25 protein-coding genes are annotated in these 25,516 nt (G+C 43.4%); 23 read left to right on the top strand and 2 right to left on the bottom strand.

Annotated features, from left to right (window positions below):
- Positions 1-10: 10 nt before the first annotated feature.
- Positions 11-496: a pantetheine-phosphate adenylyltransferase gene (gene coaD, locus ACGLYD_RS13065; RefSeq protein WP_067211517.1), complete on the top strand. Its 486-nt coding sequence runs from the start codon at positions 11-13 to the stop codon at positions 494-496.
- 49 nt (positions 497-545) lie between these two features.
- Here coaD and ACGLYD_RS13060 read toward each other — a convergent pair whose 3' ends face one another.
- Positions 546-1,466: a hypothetical protein gene (locus tag ACGLYD_RS13060; protein WP_399628327.1), complete on the bottom strand. Its 921-nt coding sequence runs from the start codon at positions 1,464-1,466 to the stop codon at positions 546-548.
- Between the two features lie 129 nt (positions 1,467-1,595).
- On the opposite strand from ACGLYD_RS13060, the gene ACGLYD_RS13055 reads away from it, so the two are divergent.
- On the top strand, positions 1,596-2,642 hold the full coding sequence (locus ACGLYD_RS13055; protein ID WP_399628325.1) for a SepM family pheromone-processing serine protease: 1,047 nt from the start codon (positions 1,596-1,598) through the stop codon (positions 2,640-2,642).
- A 145-nt stretch (positions 2,643-2,787) separates the two neighbouring features.
- Here ACGLYD_RS13055 and ACGLYD_RS13050 read toward each other — a convergent pair whose 3' ends face one another.
- Complete coding sequence (locus ACGLYD_RS13050; protein WP_399628322.1) at positions 2,788-4,017, bottom strand: nucleotidyltransferase; 1,230 nt, start codon at positions 4,015-4,017, stop codon at positions 2,788-2,790.
- 117 nt (positions 4,018-4,134) lie between these two features.
- Between ACGLYD_RS13050 and ACGLYD_RS13045 the strand changes: the two genes are divergently transcribed.
- The 21 genes from ACGLYD_RS13045 (at position 4,135) to ACGLYD_RS12945 (ending at position 25,483) form a co-directional block, all read left to right on the top strand.
- Entirely contained in the window at positions 4,135-4,668 is a 534-nt protein-coding gene (locus ACGLYD_RS13045; protein ID WP_067211507.1) for a DUF177 domain-containing protein, read from the top strand.
- Between the two features lie 23 nt (positions 4,669-4,691).
- Positions 4,692-4,865: a 50S ribosomal protein L32 gene (gene rpmF / locus ACGLYD_RS13040; RefSeq protein ID WP_067211505.1), complete on the top strand. Its 174-nt coding sequence runs from the start codon at positions 4,692-4,694 to the stop codon at positions 4,863-4,865.
- A gap of 399 nt (positions 4,866-5,264) precedes the next feature.
- Positions 5,265-6,023 (top strand): enoyl-CoA hydratase/isomerase family protein, encoded by a 759-nt coding sequence (locus tag ACGLYD_RS13035; protein WP_187045451.1) that lies wholly within the window; start codon positions 5,265-5,267, stop codon positions 6,021-6,023.
- Between the two features lie 391 nt (positions 6,024-6,414).
- Complete coding sequence (locus tag ACGLYD_RS13030) at positions 6,415-7,776, top strand: acetyl/propionyl/methylcrotonyl-CoA carboxylase subunit alpha (protein ID WP_187045450.1); 1,362 nt, start codon at positions 6,415-6,417, stop codon at positions 7,774-7,776.
- A complete protein-coding gene (locus ACGLYD_RS13025) occupies positions 7,773-7,988 on the top strand; it encodes a biotin/lipoyl-binding carrier protein (protein WP_067211496.1) in 216 nt (71 codons plus the stop codon). The genes ACGLYD_RS13030 and ACGLYD_RS13025 overlap by 4 nt, the downstream gene beginning before the upstream one ends.
- A gap of 264 nt (positions 7,989-8,252) precedes the next feature.
- Positions 8,253-9,803: an acyl-CoA carboxylase subunit beta gene (locus tag ACGLYD_RS13020; protein ID WP_338655785.1), complete on the top strand. Its 1,551-nt coding sequence runs from the start codon at positions 8,253-8,255 to the stop codon at positions 9,801-9,803.
- 227 nt (positions 9,804-10,030) lie between these two features.
- Positions 10,031-10,933 (top strand): ketopantoate reductase family protein, encoded by a 903-nt coding sequence (locus ACGLYD_RS13015; protein WP_399628316.1) that lies wholly within the window; start codon positions 10,031-10,033, stop codon positions 10,931-10,933.
- Entirely contained in the window at positions 10,930-11,319 is a 390-nt protein-coding gene (locus ACGLYD_RS13010) for a DUF3397 domain-containing protein (RefSeq protein ID WP_187045447.1), read from the top strand. The genes ACGLYD_RS13015 and ACGLYD_RS13010 overlap by 4 nt, the downstream gene beginning before the upstream one ends.
- A 95-nt stretch (positions 11,320-11,414) precedes the next feature.
- Positions 11,415-13,031 carry a bacillithiol biosynthesis cysteine-adding enzyme BshC gene (gene bshC, locus ACGLYD_RS13005; protein ID WP_187045446.1) on the top strand — a complete coding sequence of 539 codons (1,617 nt, stop codon included), beginning with the start codon at positions 11,415-11,417 and terminating at the stop codon, positions 13,029-13,031.
- A 192-nt stretch (positions 13,032-13,223) separates the two neighbouring features.
- On the top strand, positions 13,224-13,655 hold the full coding sequence (gene mraZ, locus ACGLYD_RS13000; RefSeq protein WP_067211481.1) for a division/cell wall cluster transcriptional repressor MraZ: 432 nt from the start codon (positions 13,224-13,226) through the stop codon (positions 13,653-13,655).
- A gap of 32 nt (positions 13,656-13,687) precedes the next feature.
- Positions 13,688-14,620 (top strand): 16S rRNA (cytosine(1402)-N(4))-methyltransferase RsmH, encoded by a 933-nt coding sequence (gene rsmH / locus ACGLYD_RS12995; RefSeq protein ID WP_067211480.1) that lies wholly within the window; start codon positions 13,688-13,690, stop codon positions 14,618-14,620.
- 16 nt (positions 14,621-14,636) lie between these two features.
- Positions 14,637-15,008: a cell division protein FtsL gene (gene ftsL / locus ACGLYD_RS12990; RefSeq protein ID WP_067211479.1), complete on the top strand. Its 372-nt coding sequence runs from the start codon at positions 14,637-14,639 to the stop codon at positions 15,006-15,008.
- Positions 15,005-17,206 (top strand): penicillin-binding protein, encoded by a 2,202-nt coding sequence (locus ACGLYD_RS12985; protein ID WP_354312422.1) that lies wholly within the window; start codon positions 15,005-15,007, stop codon positions 17,204-17,206. The genes ftsL and ACGLYD_RS12985 overlap by 4 nt, the downstream gene beginning before the upstream one ends.
- Before the next feature lie 132 nt (positions 17,207-17,338).
- Complete coding sequence (locus ACGLYD_RS12980; protein ID WP_082786648.1) at positions 17,339-19,177, top strand: penicillin-binding transpeptidase domain-containing protein; 1,839 nt, start codon at positions 17,339-17,341, stop codon at positions 19,175-19,177.
- Between the two features lie 70 nt (positions 19,178-19,247).
- Positions 19,248-20,219 (top strand): phospho-N-acetylmuramoyl-pentapeptide-transferase, encoded by a 972-nt coding sequence (mraY, locus tag ACGLYD_RS12975; RefSeq protein ID WP_067211472.1) that lies wholly within the window; start codon positions 19,248-19,250, stop codon positions 20,217-20,219.
- On the top strand, positions 20,220-21,569 hold the full coding sequence (gene murD, locus ACGLYD_RS12970; protein ID WP_082786646.1) for a UDP-N-acetylmuramoyl-L-alanine--D-glutamate ligase: 1,350 nt from the start codon (positions 20,220-20,222) through the stop codon (positions 21,567-21,569).
- A gap of 199 nt (positions 21,570-21,768) precedes the next feature.
- A complete protein-coding gene (gene ftsW / locus ACGLYD_RS12965; protein ID WP_067211470.1) occupies positions 21,769-22,860 on the top strand; it encodes a putative lipid II flippase FtsW in 1,092 nt (363 codons plus the stop codon).
- Between the two features lie 15 nt (positions 22,861-22,875).
- Positions 22,876-23,664 (top strand): cell division protein FtsQ/DivIB, encoded by a 789-nt coding sequence (locus tag ACGLYD_RS12960; protein ID WP_342538789.1) that lies wholly within the window; start codon positions 22,876-22,878, stop codon positions 23,662-23,664.
- The gene (locus ACGLYD_RS12955) at positions 23,648-24,367 is read left to right on the top strand and encodes a DUF881 domain-containing protein (protein ID WP_342538788.1); all 720 of its coding nucleotides are present in this window, start codon (positions 23,648-23,650) and stop codon (positions 24,365-24,367) included. Before ACGLYD_RS12960 ends, ACGLYD_RS12955 begins: the two co-directional genes overlap by 17 nt.
- A 24-nt stretch (positions 24,368-24,391) precedes the next feature.
- The gene (locus tag ACGLYD_RS12950) at positions 24,392-25,111 is read left to right on the top strand and encodes a DUF881 domain-containing protein (RefSeq protein ID WP_067211465.1); all 720 of its coding nucleotides are present in this window, start codon (positions 24,392-24,394) and stop codon (positions 25,109-25,111) included.
- A gap of 3 nt (positions 25,112-25,114) precedes the next feature.
- A complete protein-coding gene (locus ACGLYD_RS12945) occupies positions 25,115-25,483 on the top strand; it encodes a small basic family protein (protein WP_067211463.1) in 369 nt (122 codons plus the stop codon).
- Positions 25,484-25,516: the final 33 nt, after the last annotated feature.

The following is a 25,516-nucleotide window of genomic DNA, read 5'->3' as shown; positions in this document are numbered from 1 at the left end:
GGTTTCAATAATGTCGAAAATTGCAGTTGTGCCCGGAAGTTTTGACCCGTTAACGAATGGGCATTTAGATATTATCAAGAGAGCAGCGAGGGTTTTCGGTGACGTCAGAGTTGCTGTGATGAATAACTCCTCAAAAAACTCACTGTTTACTGTCGAAGAGCGTATGGCGCTTATTGAAGAGGTGACGTCTGTGTTTCCGAATGTGAAAGTGGAGTCGTCTTCTGGATTGCTTGTTGATTATGCCAAGAGTGTAGGGGCATCTGTAATTGTTCGCGGATTGCGTGCCGTTTCCGATTTTGAGTATGAAATGCAAATTACGTCTATGAACAGGTTTCTCGATGAGAGTATCGAGACATTTTTCATCATGACGAACAATCAGTATTCGTTCCTCAGTTCGAGTATTGTCAAAGAAGTGGCAAAGTACAGCGGTGAAATCTCAGGACTTGTGCCAATGCAAGTTGAAGAGGCGTTGAAAAAGAAATATCAAACTCGATGATTGTTAAATGGTTATGATGAAATTAAACTTTCATCATAACCATTTTATATTAATAAATAAGGTAGAAGATTACCGGAACGACAATGATGCTCCAAATTCGTCCGATTACGTAAGGGGTCATCGAGATTTTGCAGGTCTTTGCGATGACAAAAACTTGCATATGGATACTCAATCCGTTCATGGAAATGATTGCAGCGATAAGAAAAGGGAAAAACGACAAGCCGTAAAAGTGATCTGTTGCTGATTGAACACCTGATGTCATTTCGAAAATGGCTAAGGCAATTGTTTTCGAAATCCCCATCTCCACAGTGAATGCCGAAGTGAAAACTGTTGACAGCACGGTTCCGAGAGAGGAAAAGAAAATGACCGTGGTTGCGACAAGAATAATGATTGTCGAACTTTCCTTGATAGCGTCTAGAAGTGGCACCCCTTTTACTTTCTTTTGAGGTTGTGAAAGAGGTGTTTCTATTTCGCTTTCGCGGTGCAGAAAAGCTACTGCAAGTAAAAAGAATAAAATATTCGCGATGTGGATGGCCGCAAGTAACTTCCACCCTGAACTTACATTTCCGAATAGTTCTGTTCCAACGAAGCCGATGATAAACATCGGCCCGGGTGCATGGCATGCAGCTAGAAGTAGACCGCTTTGCTTCTGAGATAATTCACCGTTTTTCATCATTTCGGTTACTGTTACGGCACCGACCGGGAATCCGCCAAATGATCCGAGTACATATGCTTTCAAAAAACGCCTCCACTTCGGTACTTTCTGTGTACGATTGGGCATTTTTAAAAGCCATTGTGTCAATATGATATAGGGCAGTAAATAAGGAAGCAGTGCATGGATAAATAACTGTGCGCCCGCTTCGGCTCCGGCATGTGCAACGCTTGGCTGTAAAATGAACAGAATGATAAGTCCCCAAACGACTGAAAGATTTATCATATGATAAAGGCGTGCATGTATTCCGTTGACCACGCACTCGGCTCCTTTCGATTTCCAAGCATGACGAAAAAATTAGATATAAATCTTTTGTCAGTCTTTTTTTGGTGCTACACTTATATATATGTAAAGAAAGTACAGGCTATTAACGGAGGTGGTCCTAAAATGAGAAAGAAACGATTCAGTATGATAGGTGTTTTGCTTGTTATCATAGCCATTTTGTTCATTTACCCGCTCGATTCTTATATATCGCAGCCAGGAGGAGCTTATGACTTGGATCCACTCGTTGAAGTGGTAGGCGGAGATAACAACGATATTGGGACATTCAGTCTTATGACGATTTCCGTTTCAAAAGCGACACCAGCTTCTTATGTTTTATCGAAATTCACCGATAAGAAGAAGCTTCTCCCTGCTGAAAATGTAAGAAGAGATGGAGAAAATGACAAGGAATATAATATCCGACAGAAGAAACTCATGACTGGTTCACAGTTCAATGCAATTACAGTTGCATTTGAAAAAGCGGGTATTCCTGTTGATATCCAGTACGATGGTGTATTTGTCATGATGGTCCTCGAAGGAGGCGCGGCCGACGGTATCTTGGAACTTGGAGACAAGATTCGTGTGGTTGACGGTGTGGAGTTGAAAGAATCAGGACAATTCTTTACGCTTATTGGAGATAAGAAATTGGGTGATGAAGTAAAGATTTCTTTGGATAGGGATGACAAGAAGCTCGATGTAACACTTGTCTTGAAAGAGATACCTGATAGTGATGGACGGGCAGGACTTGGCGTACGTTTTGAAGAGGATCGAACACTCACGACTGATCCAGAAGTCGATTTCAAAACATCGAATATAGGTGGACCATCTGCGGGTCTGATGTTCACACTTGAAATTATGAACCAGTTGCTTGATGAAGACCTCACAAAAGGATATAACATTGCTGGAACTGGAGAAATGTTGGAGGATGGAACCGTCGGAAGAATTGGGGGCGCGGACTTTAAAGTGATTGCTGCTTCTCGCCAAGACGTGGAAATATTCTTCGCACCAGCAGATGATTTACCTGATGAAGTAAGGGCGGCAAATCCTGGAATACTGACTAATTACGAAGAAGCTGTAAAGATGGCAGAGAAAATCGGCACGAAAATGAAAATCGTGCCGGTGGAAACTGTAGATGATGCACTTGATTATTTAGCGACGTTGGAAAAGAAGTAAGTTGTTTGGTGTGGTCTTTTCTATGCAGTGTGTGGTGCCAGTAACTGCCATGTAAATTTAGCGAAGGCGCCTTACAGGGGTAGCCGAAGCCATCCCCGAGCACCGAAGCGGAGTTGAACGGAATCTTTATCTCAAACTAACATCTTCACTGAATGATAATTGGGTGTGTATTGTAATCAACACCGATTCGGGAACTAGAAGTGCCGTTTCCGATACCGAGTGCGTACATATCCGCTGCGTGGATATCGAAATCAAGTGAAGGATTTGAAAAGGCGGCTGCTTTGCTAATTAGAGGAAGCTTCAGCCTTTTTTTATGTTCATTCAAATATAATCTTCCGGCAGATGTCATTCCAAGTAATCGTAGATAGGAAGGAGTTTTCATACTGCTCCGTATATCGTACGTAAACCCGGTAAATATATGAGTAAGCATGCGCTGAAGTCGGGTCCAAGTGTACCTTTTTGATTTCACGTCCTTCATGAAGCCTTCAAACGTGCCGTTATCGGCTGCCGCGCGGTACAACAGATTCTCAATTCCTTCCGTTACGTCTGCAATCATCGCAAGTCGTTTTGGTCCTTCCCGTAAAATTGTGAAACGGAGCTGGGGATAGAAAGTCGGCCAGTTTCCAAAAGATTGATTTTCCGCTTGCCAGTCGTGTAGAAGTTCGAGTGCTGTATCTGGCATGAAGTCTGTAATCGTCCCGAGCATCTCTGATTCAAAAAAGGATTTTCTGATGCCGGTTGCACTTGCAATTGGGTTACCTGCTACAGCATCGTCGTGATACTGGGCGACAATGCGTGGAATTGTGACGGCTTTCATTTCGGAGTCAATATTCCTAGCAGCTTCCATATAATGAAAACCTAAAATGTTGTTCGGTTTCGAGAGATCAGCAAGTGGTCCTTCGATTGTTGAGGAATTGGCGGCCATGGTGTAAGCCTCATTCAACGCTTTTGGATAACTGAGTCCCCGGCTGACAGCATCTTTCACAGTTTGTTCATAATTGTCGCCGGCTTGTTGGAGAAGAAGAAGACTTCTTTCGAAAGAGTTAACTTCACCATCTTCGCTACCGAAGCAGAAAGCACTGCACTGAGCAGCGTCCAGTAGCTGAATAGCACCTCTGGCGAAGGATGGGGCATTAGATGTCGCGAATGCATAAGGAAGCTCCAAAACGATGTCCACACCGTTTTTCAAGGCCATGTTCGCCCGGGACCATTTATCAACAAATGCAGGTTCCCCCCGTTGTAGGAAATTACCGCTCATGACGGCAATTACAACATCCGCACCAGTTGTTATTTTTGCTTGTATCGCGTGATAAAGATGCCCGTTGTGAAACGGGTTATATTCGACGATAATTCCTGAAGCTTTCAAATTCGACACTCCTTTGCTACAATGAATATTAATTATACCTATGCGGCTGACGAAGTGACAAGAAAATATCTTGACATCCCTTTTCGCCCATTATATAATCAACATTGTTGTCTTGAGGTGATAGACATGAAATGGTCAATCCATCAATTGCAGAGATACAGACAAGGTGCGATGCCGCTTGACGAAGCTGTCGACCTTGAATCCGTGAAAAAACGGAATCCGGAAATCCGGAATATTACGCCTGTCCGAGTGACCGGAAGTTGTACAATCAGCTCCAAGAAATTGATATGCCGATTCCGGCTCGAAGGTACGTTGACATTACCCTGTTCACGAACATGGGAAGACGTCGAATTACCATTCGTAATCGAAGCTGACGAACAGTTCAGCTGGGATGAAGAAGTTCTCGCATCAGATGATGAAATTCATCCTGTTGTGGGTGAGGTAGTCGATCCGACCCCTGTATTTGAGGAGCTCGTCCTCCTTGAAGTGCCGCTTCAAATTTTCAGCGAAAATGCTGATGATATGCAAGAGGCTGAAGGAAAAGGCTGGTCATACGCGACTGACGAGGTGTACAATGCCAGGCTCCGTAAGGAACTGGAAACGAAAGTGGATCCTAGACTTGCCGATTTGGCAAAGTTCTTTGAATCCAAGGACGAATAGGCGAACGTAAGGAGGTGCCCCAGATGGCTGTACCAAAAAGAAGAACATCCAAAACAGTTAAAAACAAGCGCCGTACGCATTATAAATTGCAAGTACCGGGAATGACTACTTGTACTAACTGTGGCGAAATCAAATTGGCTCACCGCATTTGTAAATCATGCGGTCATTACAAAGGAAAAGAAGTTGTAGGCGAATAAGTAAGATTTGCCTATGAAGGCTACCGTGAGACCATGGCTCACGGTGGCCTTTTTTCTATACCCAAGAAAAGCGGAAGCGGCCGCTTAGATGCGACAGGCATAAGACGGATCGGCGAAGCGGCGTGTCCTTTGCCGCGCAGCCGGGCCGGCTTATGACCCGAGCATCTGGCCGCTGTAGCTGGACAACAAGAAAAGCGGAAGGCGTCATTTAGCGCCGACAAGCGCTGGAAGTCCTCTGGGAAAAGGCGTTCTTTGCCTTTATCCTAAGGACTGAAGCGACTCGAGGGGCTGACGCCTGAAGCTAGACAGTAAGAAAAGCGGAAGACACCCCGGAGCGCCGAAGCGGATTTGAAGGAAATCTTTATTTCAACTTAATATATACAATTGGGGGGAATGGACATGTCTTACACAATTGCTATCGAAAATGGAATTGCTACTTTTACAATTGACCGTCCTGAAATGCGCAACGCCATTAACTATACGGTTATGGATGGCCTCGAACAATTTCTAAATCGTATTGAAAATAATGAAGAAGTCGCATATGCCGTCATTACGGGTGCGGGAGATCGGGCATTCTGTTCGGGTGGAGATTTATCTGAATTTCATGCCTTACGTACGGCCGATGAGGCATATCCAATGCTAAGCAGAATGGCGGGCCTATTATACCGGGTTGCTACGCTACCGATGCCTGTCATTGCGCTCATCAATGGTGCTGCCGTAGGTGGTGGTTGTGAAATTGCTACTGCTTGTGATTACAGGGTCATGTCATCCACAGCAAAGGCTGGTTTCATTCAAGGGACACTTGCTATTACTACGGGTTGGGGCGGTGCTACGCTGCTATTTGAAAAAGATGGCAAGCATGACCGTGTGTTGCGCCTACTGTCTGAAGCTGGGGTGCATACGGCTGATGAAATGTTTGAAGCGGGTTGGGCAACTGAAACTTATGAGGGCACTGCTGAAAACGGGCTTCAACGGTTTCTTGCCAAAATGTCCGCGCATCATCCGGCTGTCCATCGAGCGTATAAAACGATTGCTATTCGGAAATGGACAGCTGATTTTATTCGTGACCGAATGATTGAAGAGTCGCGTCAATGTTCAATTCTTTGGGGAAGTGATGCACACCATGAAGAAGTGGCGCAGTTTTTATCGAAAAAATAAATTGTTTCAAAGACCGCTGTACATGTCCTACGCATGTGCAACGGTTTTTTAATTGAATTAAATAAGTTTAAGTATTGTCCCTTAGTTATAAGGCGTTTTTTGCTTTGAATGAGACCGTCCATCTTGTTATGACCGGCATGGGGCCAGTTATGCTCGCCTCGGGTACGATTATGACCGGCATGAGCCCTATTATGCTTGGCATCAGCCGTATTATGACCGCCACGACTTTTTAATCGCACAAAACCATTTTGAAGTTAAAACTTCCGGAAATTGACTAGTTGAAATGGCATGAAAAGATGTTTTTTTCAGACAAAGGTTGAAATCGCTTTCATTCATCGTATAAACTAGAGAGGGATGGAGAAATACACATCAAATTGTTTGGGGGATTAATATGGATAAAATACTGATTGCGAATCGTGGGGAAATCGCTCTTAGAATCATAAAGACTTGTAAACGTCTAGGTATTGCCACTGTCGCTGTCTATTCTGAAGCAGACGCGGACATGCCGTTCGTGAAAGAAGCGGACGAGGCGTTCTTGCTAGGACCTGCACAAGTTCAACAATCCTATTTAAAAGCGGATGATATAATCGAAATTGCGGTTCGTGCGGGAGTAGATGGCATTCATCCGGGGTACGGGCTTCTTTCTGAAAATGCAGAATTTGTACGTAAAGTACAAGCTGCGGGAATCCAATTCATCGGGCCTGATGCAGATACAATTGATAAGATGGGTGACAAAATCGGTTCACGTGTAACGATGAAAGCGGCAGGGGTGCCGGTCGTACCTGGAACTGATGAAGGAATTACTTCTTTGGAAGATGCCGTGCGTGCAGCAGTTGAGATCGGTTATCCGATCATGCTGAAAGCGAGTGCTGGCGGCGGTGGGATCGGTATGATTCGTTGTGAAGATGAGCAAGCGCTCAGTCAACAATTCCAATCCGTAAAGAATCGAGCGAAAGCATATTTTGGGGATGATGTTGTTTTCCTTGAAAAATTCATAACGAATGCCCGTCATATCGAGGTGCAGATTTTCGGAGACAACTTCGGAAATGTTGTCCATTTGTTTGAACGTAATTGTTCGGTACAACGACGTAACCAAAAAGTGATTGAGGAATCACCTTCACCACACTTGCCGGAAGAAGCGCGCCATCGTCTTTATAAAGCGGCAGTTGATGCAGCAAAAGCGGTTTCTTATAAAAATGCAGGAACGGTCGAATTTATTGTCGATGAAAATAATGAACACTACTTTTTGGAAATGAATACTAGACTTCAAGTTGAACATCCGGTGACTGAAGAAGTGACTGGGTTTGACCTTGTCGAATGGCAACTTGAAATTGCGAACGGCAATAAGCTTCCTGTGATAGACCAAACGAGCATCAAGTCGACAGGCCATGCAATTGAATTCCGTATTTACGCGGAAGATCCGGTTAAATTCTTGCCATCACCGGGGACAATTAATAAACTTGATTGGGGAGATACTACGGGAATCCGTATTGACTCAGGATATGTTGAGGGTGGGAAAGTGACGCCTTTCTATGATCCACTCATCTCAAAAGTAATTGTCCACGCAACAACTCGGGAAGAAGCGATTCAAAAATCGGCAGCTTTCCTTTCAAAAGTAGAAATTGAAGGTTTGAAAACGAATATACCGCTATTCAATAATTTTCTGAAATCCGAGGAATTCCTTACAGGTGACTATTCGACAGCGGTTTTAAACACATGGAGCGCAAAACAAAAGGAGGAAACAATAAAATGACAGCATTAAAAGCAACGATGGCAGGTACAGTGTTTACAGTGAACGCAGCGGTAGGGGAAGAAGTAACAGCGGGACAAGTTATCATCGTACTCGAATCGATGAAAATGGAAATTCCGGTTGAAGCGGAATCGGCTGGAAAAGTAGCAACGATTAATGTACAAGTCGGCGATTTCGTTAACGAAGAAGACGTTCTAGCTACAATCGAAATCTAGAAAAGCGTAAGCGCCTTGGTAGGCGCTGGAGTCTAGACACATAGAAAAGTGGAGGCGGCCTTCAATGAACACAGCCTAAATTCGCCACATCGTGTGGCGACGGCTGCGTGACCTACATCCTGTAGGCCCGCGACAGGCATAAGACGGAACGGCGAAGCGGTGTTCTTTGTCGCGTAGTTGGGCTGGCTTATGACCCGAGCATCTGGCCGCTGGAGCTAGACATAAGGGAATGCGGGAAAATGGTTGATGAAAGGGGTTTTATAAATGACTAAAATAACACAACAGACGGCTTACAATGAAAAACTTGAAGCGAAATTGCAAGGGATTTTTGCAGGGGGCCATCCAAAATATCACGAAAAGTTGAAAGAGCAGAACAAACTTTTCGTCCGAGATCGATTGGAACTTCTTTTCGATGACGGGGAATATACAGAAGACGGTAGGTTTGCCAATTGTGAAGCAGGGGATTTACCGGCGGATGGTGTCGTTACGGCGATGGGGAAAGTGAACGGCCAGACGGTTTGTGTGATGGCGAATGATTCAACGGTGAAGGCAGGGTCATGGGGAGCCCGTACGGTTGAGAAGATTATTCGTATTCAGGAAATTGCAGAGAAGAACCGTGTACCAATGCTATATCTTGTCGATTCAGCGGGAGCTCGTATTACAGATCAGCTTGACATGTTCCCAAACCGTCGCGGTGCAGGGAAGATATTCCACAATCAAGTGAGGTTATCGGGTTTCATCCCGCAAATTTGTGTTCTATTCGGTCCTTCCGCTGCAGGTGGTGCGTACATACCCGCATTTTGCGATATCGTTATTATGGTAGAGGGCAATGCGTCGATGTATTTAGGTTCACCGCGTATGGCCGAAAAAGTAATCGGTGAAAAAGTAACACTGGAAGAAATGGGCGGTGCCCGCATGCATTGTTCAGTGAGTGGTTGCGGCGATGTCCTTGCGGCGAATGAAGAAGAAGCGATTGCGGAAGCGCGTCGTTATCTAGCATATTTCCCTGCGAACTTTACAGAAAAACCCGCTTTAAAAGAAACGGTGGAGGCGAAAGTAGGCCGAACGCTTGAAGCAATCATTCCGGAAAACCAAAACGCGCCATTTGATATGTATGAAGCGATTGACGCATTAATTGATGAGGGCAGTTACTTTGACGTTAAGAAATTATTTGCCGGTGAAATTATTACAGGTTTGGCTAGAATCGAAGGACAACCGGTTGGTATCATTGCCAATCAACCGAAAGTAAAAGGTGGAGTTTTGTTTGTGGATTCTGCAGACAAAGCAACGAAATTCATTAATCTTTGTGATGCATTCTCTATTCCTCTGCTATTCCTTGCCGACGTTCCGGGCTTTATGATTGGAACGAAAGTTGAGCGTGCAGGAATTATTCGCCACGGCGCGAAATTAATTATGGCGATGAGTTCAGCGACTGTTCCGAAAATATCAGTTATTGTCCGGAAAGCTTATGGAGCTGGACTGTACGCGATGGCAGGTCCAGCGTTTGAGCCGGATGTCTGTATCGCGTTACCGACTGCTCAAATTGCGGTTATGGGACCTGAAGCAGCAGTAAATGCAGTCTATTCGAATAAAATCGAAGCGATTGAAGATCCAAAAGAGCGGATTGCGTTTGTTCAGGAAAAACATAAGGAATACAAAGAAGAAATTGATATTTATAAGATGGCATCTGAACTGATTATTGATGAAATTGTAGCACCATCAAGCTTAAGAGGTGTGCTTGCGGATAGATATCGTTTCTACAGTACAAAAGATGTTCCACAACCACCAAGAAAACATCCAGTTTATCCTGTATAATCGAGTATAGAACAAAAAAGGTCCACTGAAGTTCAGGTGGGCCTTTTCAATTAAAGAAAAATAAGTGTACGGTTTTTGATACGGAACAGTGTCTAGCTCCAGGCGCCATCCCCTTGGGTCATAAATCGTTTTGCTGTGGTGGCTGAAGTGCGCCTCCTCGCAAACATCTTATGCCTGTCGGGGCTGAACGGCGCTTTGCGCTTTTCATTTGAAAGGAGGGATAACGTATGGAGGTAATCATTGCTGGTGCAGGCTCAATTGGACTACTGCTTGGGTCATTTTTGTCCGAGGCTGGAATAGACGTGACGTTCTACGTGAGAAGAGAAGAGCAAGCTGAACTAATTCGAGCAAAAGGAATTCAACGCATTAATCAAGACAATACTACAGACGTATTGCGTGTGCATGCGACGACGGATATCCGAAATCTATCGGCTACCGCGCTTTGGGTTGTGGCGGTCAAATATGCAGGTCTCCGTGATCTCCTTTCAGAAATGCAGGAAACACATATAATCAATCCTGTCCTGTTCGTCCAGAATGGCATCGGGCATTTGGAATTGGTGAAGAGTTGTGAATTTCCGCATGTTGCATTTGCGACTGTCGAGCATGGAGCGCGCCGGATAGATGACCGTACTGTCTCACATAATGGGGTCGGGATGGTAACAATTGCAACTGCCCACGGTGACGACAGCCTATTCGATTTAATTGGACAGGTACATTCGGACATATTTCCAATAAGCCGTCATTCAGATGCGGAACAGATCCTTCTGCGAAAAGTACTGATTAATTGCATGATCAATCCATTGACAGCCATTCTCAAGGTGGAGAATGGTGAGTTGCTTACAAACGATTATTGCCTCACACTTTTCAATGCCTTGTATGAAGAACTGCTAGATGCGTTTCCAGAAATGCAGTCGATTCTCTCGTACGAAGACGTAGCGGATGTCTGTAGAAAAACTGCACGCAATCGCTCGTCGATGCTAGTGGATCGTTTGGCTGGCCGACCGATGGAAATCGAGACGATTGTTACTGCTGTAATTCGAAAAGCAAATGGACGTAACAAGTCGTTACCGTTTCTTACGACATATGAACAGATGTTGTTTGCCGTTGAGTGGAAAGGGGCGAAGCTATGAATGAAGTGGTTGCTGCTTTTCTAGGGATGATCATTTTGTTTCCGTTCATTGTGACGATTGCCTTCATGGTTGTTATGCGGAAGATGGGTAAAGCTCCAGCGTCCATCCTTGGGCTTGCCGCGGACGTCACGACTCCGTTGCTATTTATAGCGGTCTATGTCGTATCACAAGCGATATTTGGACAAGGAATATGGGTTTACATAATAGGGATTGCAATCATCATTGCGATTGTCTATGCCTTCATTGAGCGCAGCAAAGTGAAGGAATTCCAAATTGCTCGGCTCTTGCGAAAAACATGGCGATTTTACTTTCTCGTTTTATTGGCCGCCTATGTCATTCTTTTCATTACCGGTATGGTAATGAAGATCGTCGAATATGTAAGATAGGTATCGGTGTTTATTGTGTAAGCGTATATTTTTCAATCCTGTAGCTTGAAATGTTATACTCTGTTCATACCGATAGTTACAAAGGGGCATGAATAATGGAATTAGAATCATTAGCATTACAAGAAAAAAATAAAGTGATGCAATCGTACAATAACGATAAAGAATTTCTACATACTTTTTTTGATTATGAAAATGAAGAAAGCTCTTATCCCGCTAGGCTAAAGGAACTCGCAGGTCGTACGTTTGAAAGGCGTCAGCTTGCAGAAACAATCCGTTCATTCATGGAACCCTTTGGAATATCAGCGAATGCTAATACGCATATTGAAGAACTTGCGGAAAATGCAGTTGCCGTAGTTGGAGGACAGCAAGCGGGTATTTTAACGGGACCCTTATACTCTGTTCACAAAGCAATATCAGTTATCTTACTTGCGAAAAGGCAAAGGGAGAAACTTGGTGTGCCTGTTGTTCCAGTGTTTTGGGTCGCAGGTGAGGATCATGACTTGAATGAAATTAATCACGTCTATACGGAAATGGAAGGCCGCGCAACGAAACATCAATACCGTGGGAACTTCATACTGAAGCTGATGGCATCCGATGCGCAGTATGACAAACAGGTGATGAAATCGTTAGTGAAAGACATTTTTGGCAAGTTTGGTGAAACGGCATATACAAAAGACTTGTTGGATGAAGTCCTTGGTGCGGTGGAGCATGAAAAGTCGTTTACACAGTTTTTTGTTAGGCTCATGAACGGTCTTTTCAAAGAAGAAGGTCTATTGTTCATAGATTCAGCATCCAAACAGTTACGGGAGCTAGAAAAATCCTATTTTGTTCATCTAATTGAAGAATCTGAGCAGCTTGCTGAAGTCATTTCGAAAAAAGAAGAATTGTTTGCAGAAAAAGGTTTTGGTTCTCCGATGGGTGCTGAATTGGATGCGGCGAATCTCTTCTACATTCATGACACGGGTCGAGTTCTACTTTCAAGAAAAGATGGTTTTTTTGTCAATGAAAGCTCAGGCCTCCGGTTTTCGAAAGCCGAGATGCTTAGAATCGCTCAAGAAGAACCTTGGCTATTGAGTAATAATGTCGCGACAAGACCGCTGATGCAAGACATGGTCTTCCCGGTACTTGCATTCGTTGGAGGGCCTGGAGAAATTGCTTATTGGGCAGTCTTGAAAGAGGCGTTCCATCATCTAGATATGAAAATGCCGATTATTGTACCGAGAATGTCCATGACATTGGTAACTCCACAAGTGAAGCATGCATTAGACGAAAAAAACTTCACGTTTGATGATGTCATGTCGGGAGCGGTATTTACTGCGCGGGAGCAATTCGCTAGTGGGTTACAGGATGAACGTTTCGATTCGGTTGTGGATGAAACGGAGAAGATATTGGGTCAGCAGTATGAAAAAATTGCTGAATTTACTGAGCAACAAGGACCTATGATGCAAGAATTGCTCGAAAAAAATCTTCGTTTCCATACAAAGCAGTTGGATTATCTTAAAGGAAAAGCGGAAGAAGCAGTATTGTTGAAGCATGACGCTGAACTTCGCACATTTGGCATACTGGAAGGGGAATTGTTTCCAGAAGGTGTGTTGCAAGAACGACTTTACACTCCGTACACTTATTTGAATAGTTATGGACCAACCCTTATCCGGGATATTTTAGGATTACCATTTGTAATGGACGGGACCCACAAAATCATCTATTTATAAGTGGTGAACTAGAAAGACACTCTTGCAAGCACAGTTCGTGCTGCGAGGGTGTCTTTCTTTATATTCAGAAAAATCTCACTGAAACAAGTACTATTGACACATTTTCACGTTAAAAGAGCATAAATGTTAGGAAACAGGTGGAGGAATGTGGGGGGATGTGGTACATTAACTTCATATAGTGGGGTGAAGAGTATGTTCATGGGCGAATATCAGCATACTGTCGATATGAAAGGTCGCTTGATTGTTCCTTCGAAATTTCGGGAACATTTAGGTGAGGGCTTTGTATTGACTCGCGGCCTGGACAATTGTCTCTTCGGTTACCCGATGGATGAATGGAAGCGTCTCGAGGAAAAGCTTAAGGCTTTACCCGTGACGAAAAAAGATGCTCGTGCATTTGCAAGATTTTTCTTTTCTGGGGCAACGGAGGTTGAACTGGACAAGCAAGGTCGCATCAATATTCCGGCATCATTACTCCAATATGCAAAGGTTGAAAAAGATTGTGTCGTAATTGGAGTTTCAGGCCGTATTGAAATCTGGTCTAAAGCATTGTGGGATGCCTATTATGATGAATCTGAACAATCGTTCAATGAAATTGCAGAAAACATTATTGACTTTGATTTTTAAACAAAATGAATTTTTGAAAGTGGGCGGTTCCGATTTTTAACCATACAACAGTTTTACTTTATGAAGCCGTCGAAGGCCTAAATATAAAAAATGATGGCATCTATGTCGATTGCACTTTAGGTGGAGCCGGTCACAGTATAGAAATTGCTAAGAAATTATCGCCAGAGGGCAGACTTATCTGCTTTGATCAAGATATAACTGCGATTGAAGTTGCAAAAGAGAGATTGAAGGATTATCTCCCTCAAGTAACGTTTGTCCATTCGAATTTCAGAAACTTGAAATCTGAATTGGAGAAAATAGGGATTTCTGCAGTAGATGGTATTCTTTATGACTTAGGTGTTTCATCACCACAGCTTGATACAGCTGAACGAGGATTTAGCTATAATTTGGATGCGCCACTTGACATGCGCATGGATACGGATGCGCTATTAACCGCACATGATGTTGTGAATGACTGGCCGTATGAAGATTTGGTACGCATCTTTTTCCGTTATGGCGAAGAAAAGTTCTCGAAAAGAGTTGCGCGTAAAGTTGAAGAAGCAAGACAGCAATCTCCAATCGAAACCACTGCTGAACTTGCTGAACTGATCAAGCTAAGCATCCCAGCGGCAACAAGACGGACGGGCGGGCATCCCGCGAAAAGAGTATTCCAAGCAATTCGAATCGCTGTGAACGATGAACTTGGTGCAGCTGAGGACTCTTTAACGGATGCGATTACATTGCTTAATCCTGGAGGACGTATTAGCGTCATTACATTCCATTCATTAGAGGACAGGCTATGTAAAACGATATTTAAAGAAGCATCCTCTTTACCGGATCTTCCACCGAACTTGCCAGTAATACCGGAAGGCATGGAGCCTATATTGAAGCTAGTGACTCGAAAACCAATTGTTCCCGGTGAAAAAGAGATAGAAGAGAATAAGCGGGCAAGATCCGCTAAACTCAGAATCGTTGAAAAGAAGTGAAAGGGGAAATGTGTGAATGGCATTAGAACAAAGAAAATTCCAGACGTCAGCTATACGTGAACTTGAAACACCAGTAGTTCCAAGAAAACAGCCTCAAATACGACCTTCTCGAAAAGTCTTTTCTGCCGGGGAGAAATTCCTGTTCGTGCTGTTTGCAACAATCCTTGTCCTATTCTCAACAATGATTTTACATACACAAGCACAAATTAATGATACAAACAGGGAAGTGCAGTTGCTTGGAAAGGATGTTTCAGAAACAACAAAACAAAATATGGAATTGTCCATCCAAGTGAAAGAAAAGTCTACATATGATCGGATATGGAAGAAAGCGAAGGAACTTGGCCTGAATCCAAACGAGAACAACGTAAAGGTTGTGCCTGGACAATGAAAAAAAAGTTTCGATTCCAATGGGGAGCCTTTCTGATGTTTTTGGTATACGGAGGGCTCTTTTTCCTTTTGTTTGGAAGAATATTATTCATTCAAGCAACAGGACAAGCGGAAGGAAAAGTGATGGCGACGCTTGCAGAGTCGAAATACGCAAGAGAATCGGTATTGAAAGCGGATCGGGGGACGATTGTCGATCGTAACGGAGAGCTAATCGCTTCCGATACGTTGAGTTACCGGCTCATTGCCGTATTGAGTAAAGATGCAAGCAAAGGCTCGAAAAAACCGTTGCATATCACTGATATTGAAAAAACTGCAGAAGTACTTGCCGAATATTTACCACTTGAAAAAGATGCAATTGTATCTCGCCTGACAAATGTGAAAGCAGAAACATATCAAGTGGAATTCGGGAAGGCTGGCCGTGATATTAATCACGAAACGGTTATGGCGATTAAAAAGCAGAAACTACCTGGACTCCTTTTCATTGAAGACCAAACAAGATATTATCCGAATGGCGTTTTTGCATCGTATTTAATTGGCTTTGCGATGAAAGAAGAAGATAGTGAAAGAAATGTAACTACTGTTGGGAAAATGGGTTTGGAGAAAACCTATAATAAAGAGTTAAATGGCACTGACGGCAAAGTAGATTTCAAATCAGATGGCTTCGGTTTCATGTTACCGAAAGCAGAAGAAGCAATTGTCGCTGCCAAAGACGGTTATGAAATTCAGTTGACTCTCGACAAGACTATTCAAAACTTCATGGAAGATGCAATGAATCGTGTTGAAAGCGAATATTCACCCAAAAAAATACTCGCTGTAGTAGCGGATCCAAAAACGGGCAAAATATTAGCAATGAGTCAGCGTCCTGCATTTCACCCATCTACCCGTGAAGGGCTTACGGAGAACTGGTTGAATCAGGCTGTAGAAACGACAATCGAACCGGGCTCTACGACTAAAATGTTTACAGTTGCTGCGGCGATTGAAGAAAAAAAGTGGGTTCCAACCGACTTCTTTAAATCGGGACAGTATACACTTTATGATCGAACAATACGCGACCATAATATTACAGGCTGGGGCTACATTTCATTCCTTGAAGGTTTCCAAAGGTCTTCGAACGTCTCGATGGCTTATTTACTGGAACGGATGGGTGATAAAACATATATTGAGTATTTACGGAAGTTTGGATTTGGAGAAAAGACTGGAATTGATTTACCGAATGAAGCACCAGGAAGAATTTTAGATACGTATCCAATCGAAAGATTGACAACTGCTTTTGGCCAAGGATCAACGGTCACGCTAATGCAGATGATGCAAGCAGCAACAGCAATCGCTAATGATGGTGTCATGATGAAACCTTATGTGATCGATAAAATTACCGATCCGAATACGGGGAAAATCATAAAAGATCAGAAGCCGGAGGAACAAGGAAGACCAGTTTCAGCCAAAACAGCAAAAGAAGTAAGGGAATTACTTGCTTCGACAGTTACCTCTAAGTATGGAACCGGTAAAAAATTTGCTCTTAATGGCTATACAGTAGGCGGTAAAACAGGTACTGCCGAAATTCCGAATCCATCGGGTAATGGCTATTTAGCTGGACACGGAAATTATTTGTACTCATTTCTCGGTATGGCACCTGCAGAAGATCCCCAGTTACTAACATATGTGATTGTCCAGCAGCCGAAGCTGAAAGCAGGAGAAATCGGTTCTGATCCGGTTTCGAAACTGTTCACCTCTATTATGGATAACAGTTTGCGCTATATGAATATTGTGCCGAGTGGAGAAGACATAGTTGAGCCGACTGTCATTAGTGACTACACAGGGAAAGATTCGGCAGATGCAATTGTAAAATTGCAAGAAGACGGCTTTGTCCCTGAAATCATTGGTGAGGGTGGGGAAATCGATATACAATATCCATATGCCGGTACGAAACTCGTAGAAGGCTCGGTCGTCCTATTGCATACAAAAGGTGTAACCGCATTGCCTGACTTTACTGGATGGTCGAAAAAAATGGTGCTTTCGTATAAAATGTTATCTGGGCTTGATTTACGGCTTAACGGAGATGGCTATGTAACTGAGCAAAGCCTGTCAAAAGGGTCTGTAATCGGGCTAGAAGAGCCAGTTGTCATTAAGTTGCAGTCGCCATCAGAAATCTATAAACCCGTAGAGGAAGACACCGAGGAAGAGGACGTTGTAGGTGGCTAACGAATAGCCGTCCATGTCACATCATACGTTGATAGAAAAACGAGAGGTGTGTAACCGCTGCGGACGTTTATACAATTGCAATCTAAAAAAAGGTTACGAGCAGTATTTGTCATATTTCTAATCTGTCTAGGGATGGTCGTTGCAAAGTTATTCCATGTACAAATCATTGACCATGAATTGCTGAAAGGTCGCGCGGAAGCGAACTGGGATCGTGAAATCCCATTCGGTGGAGTACGCGGGGATATTGTTGATCGAAATGGGGATTTGATTGTCGGCAATAGATTGGCGCCGACACTTTATTTCATGCCATCTCAAAATCGAGAAGTGAAAAGTGCAGCGACTGCGCTTGCAAGTATTCTAAATGTAGATGCAGCCAAGCTAGAAGAGAAAATGGCAAAAAGAGAAGTTATGGTTAAAATAGCGCCTGAAGGAAAAAATATTACCAAAGAGCAGGCGGATGAAATAGCCCTCCTGCAAATAGATGGATTATATACAGGCGTTGATTTCGCAAGGCATTATCCGAACGGAGAGCTACTATCAAGATTGGTAGGTTTTACGGGTTATGATGGTAATGGATTGGCAGGCATTGAATACGCATACGATGAAATTCTAAAAGGAACGGGCGATAGGATTCGATTATATACGGATGCTAAAGGAATTCCGCTTCCGCATGTGGACGACGGTTTTAAAACCGGGGACAAAGGTGCGTCTGTTGAGTTGACAATCGATTTACGTATGCAGGAGATTGTTGAGCGTGAAATGTTGCAGGCGATGGAAAAGTATGATGCCACTCAAGCACTGGCGATTGTCATGAACCCTAAAACAGGCGAATTGCTGTCGATTGCCTCCGCACCGACTTTTCACCCTGCGGAATATCAAAACGTAGACCCAAGCATTTACAATCGTAACTTACCTGTTTGGATGACTTTCGAGCCGGGTTCGACATTCAAAATTCTAACGCTTGCCGCGGGACTTGAAGAAAAGGTCATTGATCTTCATAAAGAGCATTTTTATGATCCAGGTTATGTAATGATTGGAAAAGCTAGATTACGTTGTTGGAAAAGAGAAGGACATAAGGATCAGACTTTTCTCGAAGTCGTTGAAAATTCATGCAACCCGGGATTTGTTGAAATCGGGCAGCGATTAGGGCCGAAAAAGTTAAGCAAATATATCAAGGACTTCGGTTTTGGAGAATCAACAGGATCAGGAATTGCAGGCGAATCAAAAGGGATTCTTTTTTCTGAAAAAAACTTTGGACCTGTCGAACAAGCGACAACCGCATTTGGTCAAGGGATTTCAGTGACACCGATTCAGCAAGTTCAAGCAGTTGCAGCAGCGATAAATGGCGGTTATCTTTATCGTCCGTATATCGTGAAGGAAATTACAGATGATAAGGGAAAGACACTTCAATCATTTGGTCCGGAAATGCAGCGACAGGTAATCAGTGAGGAAACATCTAAGCAAGTAAGGGAAGCGCTAGAATCGGTTGTTGCAAATGGTTCGGGCCGTAATGCGTTTACAGATGGACTGCGTGTTGGCGGAAAGACTGGTACCGCACAAAAGGTTGTCGATGGTGTTTATAAAGACGGTGATTATATCGTTTCGTTTATCGGGTTTGCACCAGCAGATGATCCCGAGTTACTCGTCTATATTGCAATTGATAGTCCGAAAAACTCCATTCAGTTCGGAGGCGTCATAGCAGCGCCTATAGTAGGTCGAATCATTGAAGAAATTGCCCCGCTAGCTGGCATTACGAGTAGGGAAGGGCAAATTGAAAAAGAATATAGATGGGGCGATTCATTAACACATCGGGTCCCGGATCTGACAGGAATGACAAAAGGGAAAATCACTAGCCAATTGTATACGTATCGTATCGAATGGCACGGTTCCGGGGAACAAGTGAAATACCAGTTACCTGTAGCTGAAACATTAATCACGGTTGATGATGTTATTCACGTTTACACTGAATAACCATTTAAATGCAAAGTCTGGTACAGCGCAAATAAGTTGCTGCATCAGAAGTTAGAAGGAGAAAAATATTATGACACTTGTCACTACATTGACGGCCATTGTGGTCGCGTTTATCATTTCAACATTATTGGGATTTGTTATTATTCCAGCCCTTAGGAGATTGAAGTTTGGGCAGAGTATCCGTGAGGAAGGTCCCAAAGCCCATCAGAAAAAGGCAGGTACACCTACGATGGGCGGGCTTATTTTCATCGGTTCAATTATCATTTCGACGCTTGCCCTTTCGTACATATATGACGTGCTGACGACACAGACGATTGTCTTGTTACTCGTTCTTGTAGGTTTTGGCATCATCGGTTTTCTAGATGATTTTATAATCGTCGTCTTGAAAAGGAATCTTGGGCTGACATCTATTCAAAAGCTGATTGGCCAAATTATCGTTGCGGTTGCTGCATTCTTCCTTTTGAAGTTAGGACCGTTCGATACTGCGGTACAAATTCCTTTCACAGAATTTGAAATTGAGCTTGGTGTATTCTATGTTGCATTCCTCGTTTTTTGGCTTGTCGGATTTTCCAATGCAGTAAATCTATCTGATGGATTGGATGGACTTGTTGCGGGGACATCATCTATCGCTTTTGCCGCATTTGGAGTTCATGCTCTTATATACGGACAACATGATATTGCGGTCTTTGCCTTTGTAGTTACAGGAGCAATGCTTGGTTTTTTAGTTTTCAATGTCAAGCCTGCAAAAGTTTTCATGGGGGATACAGGATCCTTAGCACTAGGTGGGGCACTCGCGATGATTTCGGTTTTGATTAAACAAGAATTCCTACTTGTCATCATTGGAATTGTTTATGTCATTGAAACGCTTTCTGTTATTATCCAAGTCATTAGTTTCAAAACGACGGGTAAACGGGTATTTAAAATGAGTCCGATTCACCATCATTTTGAATTATCGGGTTGGTCCGAGTGGAAAATTGTTATTGTTTTTTGGGGAGTCGCGTTTTTGGCGGCAATAGTCCCTGTCTTGTTGGAGGTGTTGTAAGTGAAAAATGCCAATCAGTTTAACGGAATGAAAATACTTGTTCTGGGTCTGGCGAAGAGTGGCTGCGCTGCATCATCGCTATTACATGCATCTGGTGCTCATGTAACGGTTAATGATGCATCACCTGAAGCAGGTAATGAAGAAGCGGCAGAGCTTCGCTCGAAAGGTATCCGTGTTATATGTGGTGGTCATCCTGCTGATATTCTTGACGCTGGATATGACATCGTTGTGAAAAATCCAGGCATCCCCTACAGTAATTCAGTTATTGTGGAAGCAATCGGCAAAGGAATTCCGGTGTGGACAGAAATTGAACTTGCTTCTAGGATAAGTGAAGCACCAATTGTAGGGATTACAGGATCGAACGGTAAAACAACAACAACAACGTTGCTGTACCATATGCTTAATATTGGCAATAAGCACCCACTAATCGCGGGAAATATTGGGACGGTCTCTTGTACTGTTGCCGAAAAAGCTACGCAAGACAACATCATCGTCCTTGAGGCCTCGTCCTTTCAACTAATGGGGATCGATACGTTCCAACCTAAAATAGCCATTTGGACGAATTTGTATGATGCACATCTCGATTATCATGGAACTTCTGAAGCGTACGCGGTGGCAAAATATGGCATCACAAAAAATCAAACAGCAGAAGATTACTTTATATATAACGATGATCAGCCGAAACTTCGAAAGTATGCTGCTCGTTCATCTGCTGTGAAAGTTCCTTTTTCTTTGACTGGAATGAAAGAAAACGGTATATCGGCTGATGATGAGCAAATATACTGGAATGGGAAACCTTATGTATTGCGATCCGTCATAAAGTTGCCGGGACAACATAATCTTGAAAACATTCTTGCTGCAACTGCGGCAGCAATTCTTTTAGGTTGTGACAAAAAAGCAATTGAGAGCGTGTTAAGTTCCTTTACTGGTGTTCGGCACCGGATGCAATTCGTTAAGGAATTACAAGGCCGGAAGTTTTACAATGACTCAAAAGCAACGAATACGCTAGCTACGAAAAGTGCATTAGCTGCGTTTGATGTACCGACTATTCTAATTGCTGGTGGATTGGATCGAGGCCAGTCATTTGAAGAGTTGCGCCCCTACATGAGTGATGTAAAAGCAGTCGTCGCTGTGGGAGAAACAGCCGGGAAGTTTGCGGAATTTGCAGCGTCATGCGGTATCGAAATCATTATGATGGCAGAAGATGTACAGGACGCTGTGCGAAAAGCTTATCCGCTTACTGTAGCGGGAGATATTATCCTGCTTTCACCCGCCTGTGCCAGTTGGGATCAGTACCCAAGTTTCGAAGCCAGGGGCGATCAGTTTATAGAAGCGGTTATGGAACTATAAGTCTCACCGGTGTTCGTTAAATACGGTATATAAACTAGCTTAGGCGCCTTACAGGGGGAGTCGAAGCAATAAGACTGACAGTGATTTTCGCTCCGGCTTATTGTGGGAGGCATCCCCTAGCGCCAAGCGTTGTAGGTAGGATTCTTGATATCAATATATCTATATAGTTATTTAGTTGATTCAGCAAATTTGCGGAAGGATGCGTTCACTGGAAGCTAAGTTGAAAACGTCATTTATCGTTTCTGCCGTAGCGCTATCATTCATCGGGTTGGCTTTTGTCCATTCCGCCGGTTCGTATTGGGGGGCTGTCCATTATGCCGACTCCTCTCCGTTCATCGTGAAACAAGCAATTTATATGGCGGTATCAATCGGAATTGCACTTGTAATTATGAAAAGCCCTCTGACATCGAGTCCGAAAACATGGACATTTGTATATTGGATGACAATCTTGTTACTCGTTGCTGTCCTTATTCCGGGGGTTGGCGCAATGCGGAACGGATCACAAAGCTGGATTGCACTTGGCCCGTTCAGTATTCAACCAGCCGAGTTCGTCAAAGTTGCACTTATTGGGAAACTGGCGTGCAGCTTGGACAAAATTCAAGGAAAAGGTATTTTTCAGTTTAGCCACTTTGGACTGATTCTGCTACCTGCTGCTCTTATCATGTTGCAACCCGATCTTGGTTCCGCTGTTATTATGATTGTCTCTGCGTTCGTTATTCTATTCATTGCAGGATACCCACTAAAATTTTTCGCATTTCTTGGTTTTGCTGGAATAGGTGCTTTTGTTGCACTAATTGCCGCGGCGCCTTACAGATTGGATCGCATCAAATCGTATATCGACCCATGGAGTGATCCTCTTGGTAAGGGCTTCCAAGGAATTCAGTCGTTGTTTGCGATTGCGCCCGGAGGATTGGTGGGTCATGGTTACGGCAATAGCCGTCAGAAGTATCTCTATTTGCCCGAACCACAAAATGACTTTATTTTTTCGATTATCGCGGAAGAATCAGGATTCATTGGGGCGACGTTGGTATTGTTGCTGTTTACCGTTTTATTGGCATCAACTTTCGGAATTGCAATCAGAACGAAAGGACGATATGCATTTCTGATGGTTGCAGGCATGGGTTCAATGATCATTTTTCAAACGTTTTTGAATGTCGGTGTGGTATCAGGGCTTTTGCCTGTAACGGGTGTCACATTGCCTTTTATAAGCTATGGCGGCTCATCTTTGATGACGACGTGGATAGCGGCAGGGACCATCATGCATTTTACAGTGGGCAAAAAAACGAGTTGATAGAGGAGGGGCAAAATGGACAAAGTCATTGACATCGAAGAGCGAATTCCATCCTTGCGGGAAAAGCGTCGCAGAAAAACAAATAAAAAATTCCTGTTCATGTTGACTGTGTTTGTTGTTGCACTCCTAGCTATCCTTTATTTTCAATCACCCCTTAGTAAGCTAGAGACGATTAAGGTTAGTGGTGCCGTTCTACATGAGCAGGCATTTTATGAAGAAAAAAGTGGTTTAACAATAGACAACTCTCTTTGGAGCTTCAGTACCGGTGACATCGAAGAATCTATGGAGAAAATTGAAGGCGTACAAAAGGTATCGGTGTCACGGGAATGGTTTAGGAATATTGAAATCGTAATTACCGAATGGAAGACGATTGCCTACCTTGAAGACGGGGGACAATATAGTTTACTGTTAGAAAGTGGGGAAACGTTCCCAACCGGTATGTTGTTGCCTGAGGCTGAATCGCCTGTCTTAAATAATTTCAAAAACCCTGATACACTGAAGCGGATAACAGCACAGTTGCTGAAACTGGACGACACTGTCTATCACCTGATTTCAGAAATTATTGTTACAGGGGATGAAAAGGATTCGGATAGTATTACGGTCTATATGGACGATGGATTCGAGGTCCGCGCATTCATCTCAACGTTTGCTGAAAAAATGGCCTATTATCCAGATGTAACAGCCCAATTGAACAGTTATGAAAAAGGTGTAATAGATATGGAAGTTGGGACGTTTTTCACTCCTTTTAGTAAGGTATACGGGTTAGTAGAGGAGGAAGAGCCGATCGATGAAGAAGGTGAATGATGCATACAAAAAGAGGGGCAGAAGTATTCTTTTTTCAGTTGTATTTCTTGTGCTGGGTTTCATCCTCGCGTTTTCATATCGAACCCTCGGCATAAACCAGGAGAACGATAGTACCCAGTCGCCTGCATTTTACAAGGAAGAGGATTACCGAGAAGGACTAATCAGTCAGCAGGAACGAAATAAGGAACTGACCGATGAAATCGCCGCCAAGCAGGAAGAGATACGTGAGTATGAACGTTCTTTCTCCATGGGGGAGAAGGATCATGCCAGTCTCGTTGATGAGGCGAAAAATCTTCGCTTGCTGCTTGGTGCAATCCCTGCTATCGGACAAGGTCTCAAAGTTACTTTGAAAGATGCCGATTATGATCCTGTTGAACAGAACCCGAACGATTATATTGTTCATGAAAGTCATATACTTCGGGTCGTCAATGAATTAAGGATTTCAGGAGCGCAAGGATTAGCGATAAATGGACAACGAATTACATCAAACTCTTATATAAAATGCACAGGACCAGTCATTACGGTTGATGGAAGAACTTATCCGGCGCCATTTGTTATAGAGGCGATTGGTGATATGAACGTTCTTTCTTCAGCCTTACATTTAAAAGGTGGTGTGATCGACAGCCTGATCAGGGATAATATCGTGGTCACTACAGAACAATCAAAGGATATTAGGCTGTCGGCTTTGCGCAATGAGAGTTGAGTAATGGTGTAGGGGGTTGGACGGGTGAGAAAAACAATACATTGGAGATTCACGCTGATCTTGCTCCTTGTCGGGTTTATGACTGCCATCCAATTCAATTCGATGAAAAACCCAGAAGAACGAGATACGAGGGACATTTGGGCAATCCGTCAAGACTTGGCAAGTGAAAAGCAGTTCCACTCTGAATTGCTTTCTGAAATTCGGGAGTTGGACAAGACAATACTCACATACAAATCGTTAAATATAGAAAACACTGGGAGGGCGCTAACCCAAACAGTGGACAAGCTCTATCGGCAAGCGGGTGTTACTGACGTTGAAGGACCGGGCATTATTATCAAAGTTCGGCCAGCTGCTGAAAGTGTGGCCTTCGGTGTACCAATCACCGGAATATCTCCAGATCTACTCACTCGTTTTGTCAATGAGTTGAATCGTTTTAAAGGCCTCATTTTTGAAATTGATGGCAAACGATATACGATACTGAGCTCCATCAGAGATATTAATGGAATGACCACTGTGAATGGGTTGAATGTTTCAACACCGCCCTTTTCCATGAAAATCATTTCTCCGACCTTTGCAGACAGTGAAAAAGTATACAATTATTTAGTAGCCTCGGCGATTCACGATGACTTTTATCTGGATGATTTAATCCTTGAAGTTGGAAAACCAGAAATGGCGGTGGAAATCCGCGGTTATCCAGAAAGGCTGGAAAATCAGTTTTTAGAGGAATTGCCGAAAGGGGAATGACTTATGTGGTTACCATTACTTGGTCTTGTACTCGGAATTTCGATGGGTCTATTATCAGACATTCAAATTCCACAGGTATATGAAAATTACTTATCAATTGCTGTACTGGCTGCCCTTGATACGCTATTCGGGGGCATCAGGGCTCATTTACAGCAAGTATACGATGATAAGGTGTTTGTATCTGGATTCTTCTTTAACATAGTACTGGCGGCCGCACTGGCATTTTTAGGAGTGCATCTAGGAGTCGATTTATATCTTGCGGCAATTTTTGCATTCGGTGTAAGGTTATTCCAAAATATCGCCGTTATTAGAAGGATTTTGCTTGTTAAATGGGCAGAGCGAGGGAAAGTTACCAACACAAATGCACATTAATGAAGGGGTTTGAATAAGAGATGTCGAAAATAT

Source organism: Sporosarcina sp. SG10008 (genome assembly GCF_044569405.1).
In the GTDB taxonomy this organism is placed as follows: Bacteria; Bacillota; Bacilli; order Bacillales_A; family Planococcaceae; genus Sporosarcina; species Sporosarcina psychrophila.
This window is presented reverse-complemented; position numbering and strand designations above follow the sequence as displayed.